The following is a 15,515-nucleotide window of genomic DNA, read 5'->3' as shown; positions in this document are numbered from 1 at the left end:
CGTCCCCTTCCCCGAGGTACCCACGCCATGACCCAGCCGCCGCCCCCGCCGCCCCAACAGCCCCCGCAGGGGGGCGGCTTCGGGCCGCCCCAGGACCAGCCGCCGCAGACCCCGCCGCCCGCGACCGGGCCGAACCTCGGCAAGGCCCCGGAGCCGGGGTACGGCTACCCCCAGACGCCGCAGCCTCCGCAGACGCCTCCGCCGGCCGCCCCGCAGACGCCTCCGCCGGCCGCCCCGCAGACGCCGCCCCAGCCTCCGCAGGGGTACGGCTATCCGCAGGGTGCTCCCGCGCCCCAGCCTCCGCAGGCCCCGCCCGGCTACGGCTACCCCGGTCAGCAGCCGGGGCCGTACGGGCAGCCGCAGCAGGCGCCTTACGGGCAGCCGGGGTACGGCCAGCCGGGATACGGGCAGCAGCCCGGTTACGGCTATCCGCAGCCGACCATGCCGCACCAGCCGCAGGCCGGACAGCCGGGCGGCGGCGGGAAGTTCAACGCCCAGATGGCGATCATCATCGCCGCGGTCGTGGCGATCGCCCTGATCATCGGCGGCGGTGTCTGGTACGCCTCGTCCGGCAAGGACGACGGCAAGAAGGACGACACCGCCTCCGCCGGCGGCGGCACCGGCGGCACGGACGACGACAACGGCGGCACCACCTCCGGCAAGGAGAAGGCGCCGTCCGACCCCAGCGCCAAGGTCCTCTTCCAGGTCCCTGCGCCCGAGGTGAAGAACGACAGCACGGTCGTCGTCTCCGGCTCGTGGCTCACCGACAAGGCGTACGTCAAGAGCGGCATCGCCCAGATCGTCGGCTACGACCGCGACAAGGGCGGCGAGCTGTGGAAGATCCCGCTGGCCGGTCCGGTCTGCCAGGCCGCCCGCCACGTCACCGACGACAACCTGACGGCGATCCTCTACCAGCCGGCCATGCCCACCAAGGCCGACCCCTCGCACGGGTGCAGCGAGATCGCGCTGATCGACCTGGATGCCGGCAAGAAGCTGTGGACCAAGACGGTCAAGACCGGTGACCAGCTGATCACCTTCGACAACATCACCCTCAGCGGGAAGACCGTCGCCGTCGGCAGCACCAGCGGCGGCGCCGCCTTCGACGTCTCCGGCAAGCTCCTGTGGAGCCCGAAGCCGACCGACTCCTGCTACGACGCCGGCTACGGCGGCGGCGAGAAGCTGGTCGCGGTGCGCAAGTGCGGCTCGTACGACCAGCGGCAGCTGCACATCCAGACCATCGACCCGAAGTCCGGGAAGGTGATCTCGGAGTACAAGATGACCGAGGGCATCGAGTACGCGAGCATCGTGTCGACCAACCCGCTCGTCGTGGCCGCCGACGTCGGCGACTCCGCGGGCGACGGCAGCGGCATCTCCGACTTCTTCTCCATCGACGGCAAGACCGGCAAGCTGCGCACGCGCATCTCCGCGCCGGGCGAGCAGTTCGCGGCCCGCTGCGAGGGCATCACCCGCGTCGAGGCCTGCAACCTGCTGGCCGTCGGCAACGACCGGCTGTACCTGCCGACCGAGGAGCACGACGGCACCGGCAAGTACAGCCAGACCAACGAGATCGTCGCCTTCGACCTCGCCACCGGCAAGCAGACCGGGCAGCGGGCCGACGCGGGCGACGGCTACACGATCTCGCCGCTGCGCATGGACGGCGGCAACCTGATCGCGTACAAGCGTCCGCCGTACGACAAGGGCGGGCAGGTCGTGAGCATCGCCGGGGACAGCTTCAAGGAGACGACGCTGCTGGAGAACCCCGCGACGGACAACGTCCGCGACGTGGAGACCAGCATGTCGCCGGAGTACTCCGAGTTCCTGTACGCCGACGGGCACCTCTACATGTCCAAGGTGTACGCGAGCAAGCGGTCGACGGTGAGGGAGAAGGAGTACCTGGCGGTCGGCTTCGGAACGGGCTGACCGGGTACTGACCGGTTCTTGATCGACTGGTGGCTGGTACGGCCCCGTCCCTGTTCAGGGGCGGGGCCGTATCTGTTTGGCGCGGTCAACCTGGAATGAGAGGAATTTCGGCGATCCGGGGCGATTCTCGCGGGTAGGGGGAGCGCAACGTCGAACAAGCGTGTAGCTTCCGGGGGCATGAAGGCGGGGGAGCCGGGGGGCTTCCATAGGGGGCTGGGGTGACTGGGGGGTTGCTCGATGGGAGTGCGGCTGATGGTGGTCGACGACCACCGATTGCTGGCCGAGGCGCTGGCCTCGGCGTTGAAGCTGCGTGGGCACCGGGTGCTGGCCGCGGCGGCGCCCGCCGCGGGGGCGGCGGAGTTGGTGATCACACGGGCGCCGGAGGTGTGTCTGCTGGGGACGGCGGCACCGGCGGAGCCGGGGATCTTCGACCCGGTGGTGCGGATCAAGCGGGAGCGGCCCCAGGTCGCAGTGCTGGTGCTCGGGCCGGTGCCCAGCCCCCGGGGCATCGCGGCGGCGTTCGCGGCGGGAGCCTCCGGCTATGTCCGGCACGATGAACGCATAGAGGGTGTCGAGCGGGCGATCATGAAGGCGCGGGCGGGGGAGGCGGCGGTGGCGCCGCAGCTGCTGCAAGGGGCGTTCAGCGAGTTGCTCAACCCGGCGGCACAGCCGGACGACGAGGGGCAGCGGTTGCTCCAGATGCTCACGCCGCGCGAGGTGGAGGTGCTGGTTCGCGTCGCCGACGGCGAGGACACCCGCCTGATCGCGGCGGGCATGGGCATCGCACCGTCCACGGCCCGTACGCACGTCCAGCGCGTCCTGATGAAACTGGGTGTCGGCTCCCGCCTGGAGGCAGCGGCCCTGGCAGCCCGGACGGGGTTGCTGGACCGGGCGGGTCCGGTACGGCGGGAGCCGTGACCGTCTGACGCCGGGTGGGGGTGCGGGTGCTCACGCCTGACGGTGGGAGGCCGGGCGGGGCCGCGCCGGGGGGTGTCCGTCCTCGGAACGGCGCGAAGGGGTGTCGTACCGACTGACTGGCGTCGACGCGCCAACCGCTGCGGGCGGACACCCCCCGGCACCTCCCCGTGCGCCGTCCGGCGGGTGCGGGTCGTCGTCCGCTGAGCCGGCGGGCACATGTGCCGCCAGGGGCGGCACGGGTGGGCGCGGCTGCACCTCGTCGCGCCGGGTTGCGCACCCACCCGACCTCGACACCGACGCCGAACACCTGAGGACCCCGGGCTACTTCACCCGCTCGTCCCCCTCCGGCTCAATCCCCGGAGGGGCCGGTGCCACGGGCCTCAGCTTCAGCCACACCAGGAAGAACAACCCCAGCGCGAGCATCCCCAAGCCCGTCCACAGGTTGATGTTCACCCCCTCGGCCTTGTCGATGTCCGCATCGGACGCCGTGAACCCGGCGATCGTGACGATCACGCCGTACACCACGAACAGCCCACCGATGATCCGCCGGATGTCGAACAGCCGCGCGGCGGTCGCCGACTTGCCCTGCAGTTCGGTGATCTCCCGTTGCAGGTCCTTCTCTGAGTGGGAATCGGACATGGTCGGTCAATCCTCCGTCGGTCAGAACGAGAACGGGATGTAGCAGGCGGCGGCCAGGACGACCGCGCCCCAGCCGAGCAGCGCCGGCTTGCGGTACCAGGCCTCGTCCCCGGGCGCCGGGGGCTCCGACATGCCGGGCGAGGTCGTGCCGTAGACCAGCCCCTGGAGCTCCTCGGCGGGCTTCGGCGCGGTGAACAGCGACACCGCCACCATGACGACCGCTCCCGCGACGAACCCCGCGATCGCCGAGACGAAGTTGGCCCCCTGGTCGGAGGGGATGTCGATGATGTCCCGCTTGTAGAGGACGAAGTAGTTGACCATCGCCGCGGTGGTGCCCGCGAGCAGTCCCCAGAAGCCCGATTTCATGGACGCCCGCTTCCAGAACATGCCGATGATGAAGACGACGAACATCGGCACGTTGAAGAAGGAGAACAGCGTCTGGAGGTAGGCCATGATGTTCGAGAAGGACCGGGCCAGGAACGCCGTGCCGATGGAGGCCAGGACGCCGATCGCGGTGATGAGCCGGCCGAAGCGCACGTAGTACGCGTCCTCGCGGTCCCTGACGACGTACTTGGCCCAGATGTCCGTCGTGAACACCGTGTTGAAGGACGACACGTTCGCCGCCATGCCCGCCATGAACGCCGCGAGCAGGCCGGTGACGGCGATGCCCAGCACGCCGTTGGGCAGCAGCTGTTCCATGAGGTAGGGGATGGCGTCGTTGTACTGGAGGTCGGAGCCGGGGGTGCCGATCTTCGGGACCAGGACCGCGGCGACCAGGCCCGGGATCATCACCAGGAACACGATGAAGATCTTCGGGAACGCGGCGATCAGCGGGGTGCGCTGGGCCGCCGAGAGGTTCTTCGCGGACAGCGCGCGCTGCACCTCGGCGAAGTTCGTCGTCCAGTAGCCGAAGGAGAGCACGAAGCCGAGGCCCAGGACGATCGTCAGCCAGTTCGCGCCGAGCGGGTTGTCGCTGCCGATGCCCGTGCCGCCCCAGGACGTCATGAAGTCGGCGCCGCGGCTCTTCGTCAGGGAGTCCGACAGGCCGTCCCAGCCGCCGACCTTCTTCAGGCCGAGGAACGTGATCGGGATGAGCGCGGCGAGGATGACGAAGAACTGCAGAACCTCGTTGTAGATCGCCGAGGACAGGCCGCCGAGGGTGATGTACGCCAGCACGAAGAAGCCGGCGACCACGATCGCCACCCACTCCGGCCAGCCCAGCAGCGCCTCGACGACGATGGCCAGGGCGTAGAGGTTGACGCCGGCGATGAGGATGGCGGCGAAGGCGAAGAGCACGGAACTGAGCAGGTGTGCCGCCTTGTCGAAGCGCAGCAGCAGGAACTCGGGGACCGAGCGCACCTTGGAGCCGTAGTAGAAGGGCATCATCACCAGGCCGAGGAAGACCATGGCCGGGATGGCGCCGATCCAGTACCAGTGCGTGGTGTAGACGCCGTACTGGGCGCTGTTGGCGGCCATGCCCAGGATCTCGGTGGCGCCCAGGTTGGCCGCGATGAACGCCAGGCCGGTCACCCAGGCGGGCAGGGAACGGCCGGAGAGGAAGAAGTCGAGACTGGTCTTCACCGAGCGGCGGGCGGCGAAGCCGATGCCGAGGACGACGAGGAAGTAGAGGCCGAGGATCGTGTAGTCCAGCCAGTTGGTGGGGAGTCGCAGCTCCGCTGCCAGGTATGTGGGGGTTTGCATGAGCCCTCGCTTTGTCGCGCGAACCGATACCTCGCGGAACCACTTCTCCGCGTTCAGCAATTGAACACGTCTGCTGATGTTCTTTGTTTGATTGTGATGTTGACGATTGGGGTGAGTCGTGTTTAGGTATGTTGGGTTATGTTTGAAGGATGAGGAGTCCGGCGTGAAGAAGACCTCGACCCGACTGGCCGACGGTCGCGAGCTCATCTACTACGACCTGCGTGACGACAGCGTGCGGGACGCGACCGACCGCCGCCCGCTGGACCCCACCGTCACCACGTCCGAGATCCGCCGCGACCCCCTGCTCGGCGACTCCGTCGCCATCGCCTCGCACCGCCAGGGCCGCACCTACCACCCCCCGGCCGACGAGTGCCCCCTGTGCCCCTCCGAGGGCGACCGCCTGAGCGAGATCCCGGACTCCTCCTACGACGTCGTCGTCTTCGAGAACCGCTTCCCCTCGCTCGCCGGCGACGCGGGCCGCTGCGAGGTCGTCTGCTTCACCTCCGACCACAACGCGTCCTTCGGCGAGCTCACCGAAGAGCAGGCGGGCCTGGTGCTGGAGGCCTGGACGGACCGCACGTCGGAGCTGTCCCACCTCCCCTCCGTCGAGCAGGTGTTCTGCTTCGAGAACCGGGGCGCCGAGATCGGCGTCACCCTCCAGCACCCCCACGGGCAGATCTACGCCTACCCCTTCACCACGCCCCGCACCGCGCTGATGCTCCGCTCCGTCGCGGCCCACAAGGAGATGACCGGCGGGGAGAACCTCTTCGACGCCGTCCTGGAGCGTGAACTCGCCGGCGAGCGGGTCGTCCTGGAGGGTGACCACTGGGTCGCCTTCGTGCCCTACGCGGCGCACTGGCCGTACGAGGTGCACCTCTACCCCAAGCGCCGCGTGCCCGACCTGCTCGGGCTGGACGAGGGCGCGCGCACAGAGTTCCCCAAGGTGTATCTGGAACTCTTGAGGCGCTTCGACCGGATCTTCGGGGAGAGTGAGCCTCCGACGCCGTACATCGCGGCCTGGCACCAGGCCCCGTTCGGCGCGCTGGAGGAGTTCGACGGGGTCGTGCGCGAGGACTTCGCGCTCCACCTCGAGCTTTTCACCATCCGCCGCACTTCCGGCAAGCTGAAGTTCCTCGCGGGTTCCGAGTCCGGCATGAACGTGTTCATCAACGACGTGCCGCCGGAGCGCGCGGCCGAGCGACTGCGAGAGGTAGCGAGTTCATGAGCGGGAAGTACCTGGTGACGGGCGGCGCGGGATACGTCGGCAGCGTGGTCGCGCAGCACCTGCTGGAGGCCGGTCACGAGGTCGTCGTCCTCGACAACCTCTCCACGGGCTTCCGCGAGGGCGTCCCGGCGGGCGCGGCGTTCGTCGAGGGCGACATCCGCGACGCCGCCAAGTGGCTGGACTCCTCCTTCGACGGCGTGCTGCACTTCGCGGCGTCCTCACAGGTCGGCGAGTCGGTCGTGAAGCCGGAGAAGTACTGGGACAACAACGTCGGCGGCACCATGGCGCTGCTGGCCGCGATGCGCGAGGCGGGCGTCCGCACGCTGGTGTTCTCCTCGACCGCGGCGACGTACGGCGAGCCGGAGCAGGTCCCGATCGTCGAGTCGGCACCCACCTCCCCGACCAACCCGTACGGCGCCTCGAAGCTCGCGGTCGACCACATGATCACGGGCGAGGCGGCGGCGCACGGCCTGGGCGCGGTGTCGCTGCGCTACTTCAACGTCGCGGGTGCCTACGGCGCGTACGGCGAGCGCCACGACCCCGAGTCCCACCTGATCCCGCTGGTCCTCCAGGTCGCGCAGGGCAGGCGCGAGGCGATCTCGGTCTTCGGCGACGACTACCCGACGCCGGACGGCACCTGCGTACGCGACTACATCCATGTCGCGGACCTCGCCGAGGCCCATCTGCTGGCGCTGCGGGCCGCCTCCCCCGGCGAGCACCTGATCTGCAACCTCGGCAACGGCAACGGCTTCTCGGTCCGCGAGGTCGTCGAAACGGTCCGCACGGTGACGGGCCACCCGATCCCGGAAGTGGTCGCACCCCGCCGGGGCGGCGACCCGGCGATCCTGGTGGCGTCGGCCGCCACGGCCCGCGAGAAGCTGGGCTGGAACCCGTCCCGCTCGGACCTCGCGGGAATCGTCGCGGACGCGTGGGACTTCGCACAGAACATCTCAAGGGAGCAGTAGTGGGCGCACAGCAGGTGCGGGACGGTTTCGAAGAGCTGTACGGAGCCGCCCCCGAGGGTGTCTGGGCGGCCCCGGGCCGCGTCAACCTCATCGGTGAGCACACCGACTACAACGACGGCTTCGTGATGCCCTTCGCGCTGCCGCACACCGCCGTCGCGGCCGTCTCCCGGCGCGCAGACGGCGTGCTGCGCCTGCACTCGGCGGACGTCGAGGGCGGGGTCGTCGAGCTGCGCGTCGACGAGCTGACGCCGGAAAAGGACCGGAACTGGACGGCGTACCCGTCGGGTGTCCTGTGGGCGCTGCGCGAGGCCGGCCACCCGGTCACCGGCGCCGACATCCACCTCGCCTCGACGGTCCCCTCCGGCGCGGGCCTGTCGTCGTCGGCGGCGCTGGAGGTCGTGGTCGCGCTGGCCCTCAACGACCTGTACGAACTGGGCCTGAAGCGCTGGCAGCTGGCCCGCCTGTGCCAGCGCGCCGAGAACGTCTACGTCGGTGCCCCGGTCGGCATCATGGACCAGACGGCGTCGGCCTGCTGCGAGGCCGGGCACGCCCTGTTCCTCGACACCCGCGACCTCTCCCAGCGCCAGATCCCCTTCGACCTGGCGGCCGAGGGCATGCGCCTGCTCGTCGTCGACACGCAGGTCAAGCACTCCCACAGCGAGGGCGAGTACGGCAAGCGCCGCGCCGGCTGCGAGAAGGGCGCGGCCCTGCTGGGCGTCGACGCCCTGCGGGACGTCCCCTACGACGGCCTGGACGCGGCCCTGGACCGCCTGGGCGACGAGGAGGAGGTCCGCCGCCTGGTCCGCCACATCGTCACGGAGAACGAGCGCGTCGAACGGGTCGTGTCGCTGCTGGAATCGGGCGACACCCGCGCGATCGGCCCGATCCTGATCGAGGGCCACGCCTCCCTGCGCGACGACTTCCGCATCTCCTGCCCCGAACTCGACCTGGTCGTCGACACGGCCCTGGCCTCCGGCGCCCTGGGCGCCCGGATGACGGGCGGCGGCTTCGGCGGCTCGGCGATCGTCCTCGCGGAGGAACCGGACGTCGACGCCATCACCAAGGCGGTGACGGAGGCCTTCGCGACGGCGGGCTTCACGGCCCCCCGCGTCTTCGAAGCGGTCCCGTCGGCGGGCGCCAGCCGAGTGCACTGACCCACCCCCCGAGAGCGGTGCCCCCTCCAGCCGGGGGCACCGCTCTCGTCGTCGTCAGCGGTTGACGGACTGGATCTCCTGGACCGCCATCGCCTGAGTCGTCTCGAAGGTCCCGTCCGGCAGATCGCCCCGGGCGCCGCCGGACCCTTCCCACGAGATCTGCCAGGTGACCGATGCCTTGAGCCGGTAGGGGGCGCCGTCCGTGGCCCGGAGGTACCGGACGCCACACGGCGGAGTCCGGTCGGCATCGCCCTTGGTGTACGGGGCGCCGATGGATCCGTCCTCGTTGATGGCACAGTCGCCCGACGCCGGGTAGGTCTCGGCGTCCTCGGTGCCGGGGTTCAGGTGAAGAGCGACCGGCTTGGCGGTGGTCTCCGCCCAGACCCCGGCGTCGGCCAGCTCGGCGCGGACCCTGACCTCCTTGAAGGTCGCCTTGTCCAGCCACGCCCAGGTCGGCAGGTTCACGGTCGACCTGGCGGCGGGCCTCAGCTCGACCTCGGTCTGCGGAACGTTGATCTTGTCGTACGCGTATCCGGCGAGGACGTCGGGGGTGGGAGCGTGGTCGTCGTCGGGGAGCGTGTTGACGTCCTGCCAGAACAGGGTGCGTTCGCAGTCGTACGACTCGACGTCGTTCTCCCGGTTCTTGTTGATCACCCCGCGCCAGAACATGCCGTCCTTGCCGAGGTTGTAGTTCTTGTAGCTGAACCCGCCGGCGGTGTCGTCCTTTCCCTTCTCGTAGTGGTCCACCATGAGCTCCTCGCCCCAGCTGAGTGAGGGGGTGACGGGCACCAGGTCGCCGTTGGGGTTCTTCTTCAGCCGCGCCACGGCGTCCTTGAGCTGCTGGGGCGTGGCCACGGGCTCGTACCAGCACGCCGGCGGCTCCCAGTTGGGATCCACCGGGGCGAGCGGCTGCTTGGAGCCCCCGGCGCCGCCGCCTTCCTGAGTGACTTTGATGCGCGTGGTGGCGGCTGATGCCGTCAGTGTGCTGCCGGATGCGCCCCCGGACCCGCCCGAGGGCGGCGCCTGGGAACCGTCTTCACCGATGGCGTGGGCCGCCGTGCACGACAGGACGAGGGCGGAGGCGGACGCTGCGAGGACGGCCCCTGTCTTCGTCGGGAACCGCATCAGCTGCACGCCCCCGGGACAGTGGTCAGCGACGTCGTCCTCCACACCCCCGCGGAGGACTTGTCCAGCCGGAGGCGGTACTGGACCAGCGACTCGGGCTTGTCCGGCGTCTTGACGATCTTCTCGGTCTTGCGGTTCCTGGTGGACGCCTGACGCTCGTCGACGCAGTAGAAGAGCACTCCCGAGCCGGTGTCGCTGAGCTGAACCTGGGGGTCGAACACCCTGACCTTGCCGATGATGGTGTCGTCGTCGTCCGTGAACTGCCTGATCCACTTGCGGGCGGTCGCCTGGGTGGCCTCGGCGTTGTAGAACGCGACCGCCTCCGACTCCGGGTCGGCCTCGATGATTGCCGCGTACTTCGACCGCAGCTCCTCACGGCCGTCGTTCAGGATCGCCTGAAGCTTCGGATCGCTGTTCGTCCAGTTCTCGAAGTCCGCCTGGAACTCCTTGGAGAGCGTGATCTCCGGTCGCCGGACACCGCCCTGCGAGGCCGAGGCCGAAGGGCTGGCCGACGTCTTCCCGTCTCTACTGCCGGCGCCCTTGATCGCGTCGGAGGACGAGTCGCCCCCCTCCGACCCGCATGCGGTTGTCAACACGGCCATGGCTGCGGTGAGCACGGCTGCTGCGAGCCGGGCGGGGCGATTCACGTTGGACTCCCGTTGAGGTGAAGTTAGCTCAAGCGAACCCACGTTATCCGAGGTCGCTCAGTCCTTTGTCCACCCGGCATTCGCACTCGGCGTCATGGCGGGCACCGGCTTCATGCCGGCGGGAAGTCCGGTCTCCGGCAGGTCGGTTCGCCCGCGGACGCCAGATCAACGCTGTCCGGTCACCGGTCAACGGCCCCCTCGGCCCAGCCTCTTCGTCAGTGTGTACTCCGTGATCCCCGGCGGGTAGTCCGGCACCACGCACACCACCTGGTACCCCTGCTTCTCGTAGAACCGCGGTGCCTGGAAGTCCCAGGTCTCCAGGCGGGCCGAGCGGCAGCCGCGGGACGATGTCGCGATGTGTTCCGCCTCCGCGAGCAACCGTGCGCCCAGGCCCCTGCCGCGGTGGCGTTCGTCGACCCAGAGGTAGGTCACGTGGAGCCAGGTCGCCCAGGTGTGGCCGACCAGGCCGCCGGCGAGGTCGTCGTCCCGGTCGTTCACAGCCCACACGTGCAAGGGGGCGTCCCTTTCGTCCGGTGTCCCGCGCAGGGCGCGCAGGATCGGAGAGGCGGCTGTGTTCGTGTCCCGCAGGCGGGTGCGGAGCAGATCACGTCGGGCCTTGTCGACTTCTGTCTCAAGACGGAACATGCGGCACACCATAAACGCGTCGGACAGTCAGTTCTGCAAATAACCTTCCGCTCCGGGCCCCCGTCCGTACCCTGATGAACAGCACCGGTGGGGGCCGGTGCCGCTCAGGGGGCGAGACAGCCGGGTACGACGCCCGGGGTGGGGTAGCGGTACTGCACGGCGGCGGCCGTGCGGCTGCGGCGACCCGAACAGGCTGCCGCGGCACCGACGGACGGTCGGACGCGGCAGATCCGGACACTCCGGCGTCGTACCCGCGCGGTGTCATCCTCCGACGATGGGGTAGCCCCTGCTCTTCGGGAGCTCGGGGAAGGGGGTTTCGTGGTTCGCATTCGTGTCCTGGTCGTCGACGACCATCGCATCTTCGCCGAGTCACTCGCGGCGGCCCTGGCGGCCGAGCCGGACGTCGACGTCTCCGCGGCCGGCAGTGGTCCGGCCGCGCTGCGCAGCCTGGAGCGGGCGGTCGCCGAGGGGCGGCGCTTCGACGTGCTGCTCGTGGACGCCGATCTGGGCGGCAAGGTGCCGGGCACCCGCCCGGCCGTACCCGTGCAGGAGGGCAACGAGGACGGGCTCGTCGACGGGATCTCCCTCGTCACGGGAGTGCGTGCCGCGCAGCCGAACGTACGGATCGTGGTGCTCGCCGAGAAGGACGACCCGCGGCGTGCCGCGCTCGCCCTTCAGGCCGGCGCCTCCGGCTGGGTCGCCAAGGACTGCTCGCTGTCCCGGCTGCTCACGGTCATCCGGGGCGTGCTGCGGGAGGAGACGCATCTGCCGCCCGCCCTGCTGACCGGTGTGCTGCGGGAGCTCACCGCCGCCCGCAAGCACCGCACCGAGAGCGAGCGGCTCGTCGAGTCCCTCACTCCGCGTGAGCGGGAGGTGCTGCGGTGCATGGTCGCGGGGCTGGGGCGCAAGGCAGTCGCCGAGCGCCTGTATCTGTCGCCGCACACGGTGCGGACGCACATGCAGAACGTCCTGGGCAAGCTCGGCGTGCACTCCACGCTCGCCGCCGTCGCCCTGGCCCGGCGGGCCGGGGTCGGACCCGCCGACCTAGCCGGGGATGTTGTCGAACGGGGCGGTCAGCTGGCGTAGCAACCCCGCCAGTTCACCGCGCTGGGCCCGGGAGAGCTCCGCGAGGATCGCGCGCTCCTGGTCCAGCAGGCCCGCCAGGGCCTGGTCCGCGCGGTCCCGTCCCTCGTCCGTCAGCCGGACCAGGACGCCTCGGCGGTCGCTGGGGTCGGGAAGCCGTTCCACCAGGTCCTTCTTCGCCAGGCGGTCGATGCGGTTCGTCATCGTGCCCGAGGTGACCAGGGTCTGCGTGAGGAGCTGACCCGGCGACAGCTGGTACGGCGTGCCCGCGCGGCGCAGGGCCGTCAGCACGTCGAACTCCCACGGCTCCAGGCCGTGCTCCGAGAACGCCAGCCGTCGCGCCCGGTCCAGGTGCCGGGCCAGTCTGCTGACACGGCTGAGCACCTCGAGCGGTTCCACGTCGAGGTCCGGGCGCTCTCGGCGCCACGCTGCGACCAGCCGATCGACCTCGTCCTCCATGACGATCAGTGTAGTGGTTGTGTCGACGTAGAGTCTCTTGACATCTAGTTTCTTGACATCGAGATACTTTCGGGATCACGCTGGGTGTGCGTCCCGTACGGTCACCACCAGGACACCAGGAGGACCCATGCCCGCAGCCGCCCCCACCTGGGACCCCGCCCAGTACCTCCGTCACGCCGGCCACCGCGCCCGCCCCTTCGGCGACCTCCTCGCGCGCGTCCCCGACCCGCCCGCAGGCCGCCCCCGCGTCGCCGACCTCGGCTGCGGCCCCGGCAACGTCACCACGCTGCTCGCCGCCCGCTGGCCCACCGCCCGGATCACCGGCTACGACAACTCGCCCGAGATGCTCGACAAGGCCCACGTCGATCACGAAGGGCCGACCGCGGGCGGCGGACGCCTCGACTTCGCCCATGCCGACGTACGGACGTGGACGCCGGACGAGCCGCACGACCTGATCGTCAGCAACGCCACGCTCCAGTGGGTGCCGGGGCATGCCGAGCGGTTCGCCGACTGGGTGGCCGGACTGAAGCCCGGCGGGACCCTCGCCTTCCAGGTGCCGGGCAACTTCGGGGCCCCCAGCCACCGGCTCATGCGCGAACTCGCCGGTTCACCGCGCTGGCGCGGCCGGCTCGACGGCACCCTGCGCCACGCCGACGCCGTCCTCGCACCCGAGGCCTACCACGAGCGGCTCACGTCCCTCGGCTGCACGGCCGACGTGTGGGAGACGACGTACATCCACCTGCTCCAGGGCCAGGACCCGGTGCTCGACTGGGTCAAGGGGACCGGGCTGCGGCCCGTGCTGACCGCGCTCGCCGACGATCCCGAGGCGCGGGAGGCCTTCGTCACCGAGTACCGGGCGGCCCTGCGCGAGGCCTATCCGGCCGGGCCGCACGGCACGCCCTTCCCGTTCCGCCGCGTGTTCGCCGTCGCCCGGAAGGAGAGCCGGTGATCACCGCCCTCGACCATGTCCAGCTCGCCGCGCCGCCCGGGAGCGAGGAGCGGCTGCGGGCGTACTACGTCGACGTCCTCGGCATGACCGAGATCCCGAAACCCGCCCGAGCTCGCCCGGCGGGGCGGGTGCTGGTTCCGGGCCGGGACGGTGCAGCTCCACCTGGGGATGGAGGAGGACTTCCGGGCGGCGAAGAAGGCCCACCCCGGACTGCGGGTGAGCGGCATCGACGGCTACGCCGCCCGGCTGGAGGCCGGCGGCGCGACCGTCCACTGGGACCACGCCCTGCCCGGGCACAAGCGTTTCTACGCGCAGGACCCCGTCGGCAACCGCCTGGAGTTCCTCGAACCGCACTAGGCCTTGCGGCGCCCTATCAGGTGCGGCTTGGCCTCTATGCCGTCCAGGCCGTGCCACGCCAGGTTCACCAGGTGCGCGGCCACCTCGGCCTTCTTCGGCCTGCGCACGTCCAGCCACCACTGGCCGGTCAGGGCGACCATCCCGACCAGGGCCTGGGCGTACAGCGGGGCCAGCTTGGGGTCGAAGCCGCGGCTCTTGAACTCGCGGCCCAGGATGTCCTCCACCTGCGTGGCGATGTCCGAGATCAGCGAGGCGAAGGTGCCCGTCGACTGCGGGATGGGGGAGTCGCGGACCAGGATGCGGAACCCGTCCGTGTACTCCTCGATGTAGTCCAGCAGGGCGAACGCCGCCTGTTCGCACAGTTCGCGGGGGTGACCGGCGGTGAGCGAGCTGGTCACCATGTCCAGCAGGCGCCGCATCTCGCGGTCGACCACGACCGCGTACAGCCCTTCCTTGCCGCCGAAGTGCTCGTAGACCACCGGTTTGGAGACCCCGGCCTTCGCCGCGATCTCCTCCACCGACGTGCCCTCGAACCCCTTCGCCGCGAAGAGCGTGCGGCCGATCTCCAGCAGCTGCTGGCGGCGCTCCGCACCGGTCATCCGGGTGCGACGCGCTCGCCGCGGCTTGTCATTGCTGGGGGTGCTGCTCGAGTCGGTCGCCACAGCGACCATCATGCCGCCTCGGCGGGTTCCTTCCCCCGCTGGGAGCCGCCTTCCCTGGTGTTACGGCGCGAATCGATACGGGAGCGTGACGGCCAGCGCACGTCGTACGCCCAGCCCGCCATCTCGAACCAGCGGATCAGCCGGGCGGACGAATCCAGCTGGCCGCGCATCACCCCGTGCCGCGCCGAGGTCGGGTCGGCGTGGTGCAGGTTGTGCCAGGACTCGCCGCAGGACAGCACCGCCAGCCACCACACGTTGCCCGAGCGGTCACGCGACTTGAAGGGGCGCTTGCCGACCGCGTGGCAGATCGAGTTGATCGACCAGGTCACGTGGTGCAGCAGGGCCACCCGGACGAGCGAACCCCAGAAGAACCCGGTGAACGCGCCCCACCAGGACATCGTCACCAGACCGCCGATCAGCGGCGGCAGCCCCAGCGAGACCACCGTCCACAGGACGAACTGGCGGGAGATGTTGCGGAGCGTCTTGTCCTTGATCAGGTCCGGGGCGTACTTCTCCTGAGACGTCTGCTCCTCGTCGAACATCCATCCGATGTGCGCCCACCACAGGCCCTTCATCAGAGCCGGAAGCGTCTCACCGAACCGCCACGGCGAGTGCGGGTCGCCTTCCGCGTCGGAGAACTTGTGGTGCTTGCGGTGGTCCGCCACCCAGCGCACCAGCGGCCCCTCGACCGCCATGGACCCCGCGATCGCCAGCGCGATCTTCAGCGGCCGCTTGGCCTTGAAGGAACCGTGCGTGAAGTGCCGGTGGAAGCCGATCGTGATGCCGTGGCATCCCAGGTAGTAGAAGAAGACCATCAGGCCGAGGTCCAGCCAGCTCACCCCCCAGCCCCACGCCAGCGGCACGGCCGCCAGCAGCGCGAGGAACGGAACGATGATGAAGAGGAGGAGGGCGATCTGCTCGATGGACCGCTTCTTCTCGCCGCCCAGCGTCGCGGAGTCCGCTGCGGCGTCGGTGTGCTGACCGGGTGCCTTCGCGGCGTCCTCGATCACATCGGAACTACTGGTCATACGCGTCCCCTGGGGGGTATGTGGATGGAGAAGGAGTC

At 70.2% G+C, this 15,515-nt stretch carries 15 protein-coding genes and 1 pseudogene; 8 read left to right on the top strand and 8 right to left on the bottom strand.

Annotation, left to right across the window (positions count from 1 at the left end; genetic code table 11):
- The first annotated feature begins 27 nt into the window (after nt 1–27).
- Both ACFY9E_RS22755 and ACFY9E_RS22750 read left to right on the top strand, forming a co-directional pair.
- Nucleotides 28–1,920, top strand: coding sequence for a PQQ-binding-like beta-propeller repeat protein (locus ACFY9E_RS22755; RefSeq protein WP_390986965.1), 1,893 nt, complete (start codon nt 28–30; stop codon nt 1,918–1,920).
- 237 nt (nt 1,921–2,157) lie between these two features.
- The gene (locus tag ACFY9E_RS22750) at nt 2,158–2,838 is read left to right on the top strand and encodes a LuxR C-terminal-related transcriptional regulator (RefSeq protein WP_390986964.1); all 681 of its coding nucleotides are present in this window, start codon (nt 2,158–2,160) and stop codon (nt 2,836–2,838) included.
- A gap of 321 nt (nt 2,839–3,159) precedes the next feature.
- Here the strand turns inward: ACFY9E_RS22750 and ACFY9E_RS22745 are convergent, their stop codons facing one another.
- A complete protein-coding gene (locus ACFY9E_RS22745) occupies nt 3,160–3,477 on the bottom strand; it encodes a hypothetical protein (protein ID WP_390986961.1) in 318 nt (105 codons plus the stop codon).
- 21 nt (nt 3,478–3,498) lie between these two features.
- Nucleotides 3,499–5,178 carry a sodium/solute symporter gene (locus ACFY9E_RS22740; RefSeq protein WP_390986959.1) on the bottom strand — a complete coding sequence of 560 codons (1,680 nt, stop codon included), beginning with the start codon at nt 5,176–5,178 and terminating at the stop codon, nt 3,499–3,501.
- 163 nt (nt 5,179–5,341) lie between these two features.
- Between ACFY9E_RS22740 and galT the strand changes: the two genes are divergently transcribed.
- From galT to galK, 3 genes are read left to right on the top strand one after another with little or no spacing between them, the layout of a single operon-like run.
- Complete coding sequence (gene galT, locus ACFY9E_RS22735) at nt 5,342–6,403, top strand: galactose-1-phosphate uridylyltransferase (RefSeq protein WP_390986957.1); 1,062 nt, start codon at nt 5,342–5,344, stop codon at nt 6,401–6,403.
- A complete protein-coding gene (gene galE, locus ACFY9E_RS22730) occupies nt 6,400–7,368 on the top strand; it encodes a UDP-glucose 4-epimerase GalE (RefSeq protein WP_390986954.1) in 969 nt (322 codons plus the stop codon). The genes galT and galE overlap by 4 nt, the downstream gene beginning before the upstream one ends.
- Nucleotides 7,368–8,522: a galactokinase gene (gene galK, locus ACFY9E_RS22725; RefSeq protein WP_390986951.1), complete on the top strand. Its 1,155-nt coding sequence runs from the start codon at nt 7,368–7,370 to the stop codon at nt 8,520–8,522. Before galE ends, galK begins: the two co-directional genes overlap by 1 nt.
- Nucleotides 8,523–8,576: 54 nt before the next feature.
- On the opposite strand, the gene ACFY9E_RS22720 is transcribed toward galK, so the two are convergent.
- The 3 genes from ACFY9E_RS22720 to ACFY9E_RS22710 form a co-directional block, all read right to left on the bottom strand.
- Nucleotides 8,577–9,647: a hypothetical protein gene (locus tag ACFY9E_RS22720; RefSeq protein ID WP_390987606.1), complete on the bottom strand. Its 1,071-nt coding sequence runs from the start codon at nt 9,645–9,647 to the stop codon at nt 8,577–8,579.
- The gene (locus ACFY9E_RS22715) at nt 9,647–10,294 is read right to left on the bottom strand and encodes a hypothetical protein (RefSeq protein WP_390986949.1); all 648 of its coding nucleotides are present in this window, start codon (nt 10,292–10,294) and stop codon (nt 9,647–9,649) included. Before ACFY9E_RS22715 ends, ACFY9E_RS22720 begins: the two co-directional genes overlap by 1 nt.
- A gap of 186 nt (nt 10,295–10,480) precedes the next feature.
- Nucleotides 10,481–10,951 (bottom strand): GNAT family N-acetyltransferase, encoded by a 471-nt coding sequence (locus tag ACFY9E_RS22710; protein ID WP_390986947.1) that lies wholly within the window; start codon nt 10,949–10,951, stop codon nt 10,481–10,483.
- 306 nt (nt 10,952–11,257) lie between these two features.
- Here ACFY9E_RS22710 and ACFY9E_RS22705 point away from each other — a divergent pair, with 306 nt between their 5' ends.
- Nucleotides 11,258–12,025, top strand: coding sequence for a response regulator transcription factor (locus ACFY9E_RS22705; RefSeq protein ID WP_283974551.1), 768 nt, complete (start codon nt 11,258–11,260; stop codon nt 12,023–12,025).
- On the opposite strand, the gene tamR is transcribed toward ACFY9E_RS22705, so the two are convergent.
- A complete protein-coding gene (gene tamR / locus ACFY9E_RS22700) occupies nt 11,984–12,481 on the bottom strand; it encodes a MarR family transcriptional regulator TamR (RefSeq protein WP_215120920.1) in 498 nt (165 codons plus the stop codon). The genes ACFY9E_RS22705 and tamR overlap by 42 nt on opposite strands.
- Before the next feature lie 127 nt (nt 12,482–12,608).
- Between tamR and ACFY9E_RS22695 the strand changes: the two genes are divergently transcribed.
- Complete coding sequence (locus ACFY9E_RS22695) at nt 12,609–13,430, top strand: trans-aconitate 2-methyltransferase (protein ID WP_390986943.1); 822 nt, start codon at nt 12,609–12,611, stop codon at nt 13,428–13,430.
- Nucleotides 13,427–13,787 (top strand): annotated as a pseudogene (locus ACFY9E_RS22690) (VOC family protein). The gene ACFY9E_RS22695 and the pseudogene ACFY9E_RS22690 overlap by 4 nt, the downstream one beginning before the upstream one ends.
- Here the strand turns inward: ACFY9E_RS22690 and ACFY9E_RS22685 are convergent.
- Together ACFY9E_RS22685 and ACFY9E_RS22680 are read right to left on the bottom strand one after the other, a co-directional pair.
- Nucleotides 13,784–14,461: a TetR family transcriptional regulator gene (locus tag ACFY9E_RS22685; protein WP_385664487.1), complete on the bottom strand. Its 678-nt coding sequence runs from the start codon at nt 14,459–14,461 to the stop codon at nt 13,784–13,786. The pseudogene ACFY9E_RS22690 and the gene ACFY9E_RS22685 overlap by 4 nt on opposite strands.
- Nucleotides 14,458–15,477 (bottom strand): fatty acid desaturase, encoded by a 1,020-nt coding sequence (locus tag ACFY9E_RS22680; protein WP_390986941.1) that lies wholly within the window; start codon nt 15,475–15,477, stop codon nt 14,458–14,460. The genes ACFY9E_RS22685 and ACFY9E_RS22680 overlap by 4 nt, the downstream gene beginning before the upstream one ends.
- Nucleotides 15,478–15,515 lie beyond the last annotated feature (38 nt).

It is taken from the genome of Streptomyces sp. NPDC012466 (assembly GCF_042955215.1).
Lineage (GTDB): Bacteria > Actinomycetota > Actinomycetes > Streptomycetales > Streptomycetaceae > Streptomyces.
The sequence above is the reverse complement of the archived record's forward strand: the minus strand, read 5'-3'. Positions and strand labels throughout refer to the sequence as shown.

Bases quoted from the DNA above. Each gene is read 5' to 3' on its own strand.
- ACFY9E_RS22680 (WP_390986941.1), bottom strand. From the start codon at position 15,477: ATGACCAGTAGTTCCGATGTGATCGAGGACGCCGCGAAGGCACCCGGT.
- ACFY9E_RS22750 (WP_390986964.1), top strand. From the start codon at position 2,158: ATGGGAGTGCGGCTGATGGTGGTCGACGACCACCGATTGCTGGCCGAG.
- ACFY9E_RS22755 (WP_390986965.1), top strand. From the start codon at position 28: ATGACCCAGCCGCCGCCCCCGCCGCCCCAACAGCCCCCGCAGGGGGGC.
- ACFY9E_RS22685 (WP_385664487.1), bottom strand. From the start codon at position 14,461: ATGATGGTCGCTGTGGCGACCGACTCGAGCAGCACCCCCAGCAATGAC.
- ACFY9E_RS22695 (WP_390986943.1), top strand. From the start codon at position 12,609: ATGCCCGCAGCCGCCCCCACCTGGGACCCCGCCCAGTACCTCCGTCAC.
- ACFY9E_RS22720 (WP_390987606.1), bottom strand. From the start codon at position 9,647: ATGCGGTTCCCGACGAAGACAGGGGCCGTCCTCGCAGCGTCCGCCTCC.
- ACFY9E_RS22710 (WP_390986947.1), bottom strand. From the start codon at position 10,951: ATGGTGTGCCGCATGTTCCGTCTTGAGACAGAAGTCGACAAGGCCCGA.
- ACFY9E_RS22745 (WP_390986961.1), bottom strand. From the start codon at position 3,477: ATGTCCGATTCCCACTCAGAGAAGGACCTGCAACGGGAGATCACCGAA.
- tamR (WP_215120920.1), bottom strand. From the start codon at position 12,481: ATGGAGGACGAGGTCGATCGGCTGGTCGCAGCGTGGCGCCGAGAGCGC.
- galE (WP_390986954.1), top strand. From the start codon at position 6,400: ATGAGCGGGAAGTACCTGGTGACGGGCGGCGCGGGATACGTCGGCAGC.
- ACFY9E_RS22740 (WP_390986959.1), bottom strand. From the start codon at position 5,178: ATGCAAACCCCCACATACCTGGCAGCGGAGCTGCGACTCCCCACCAAC.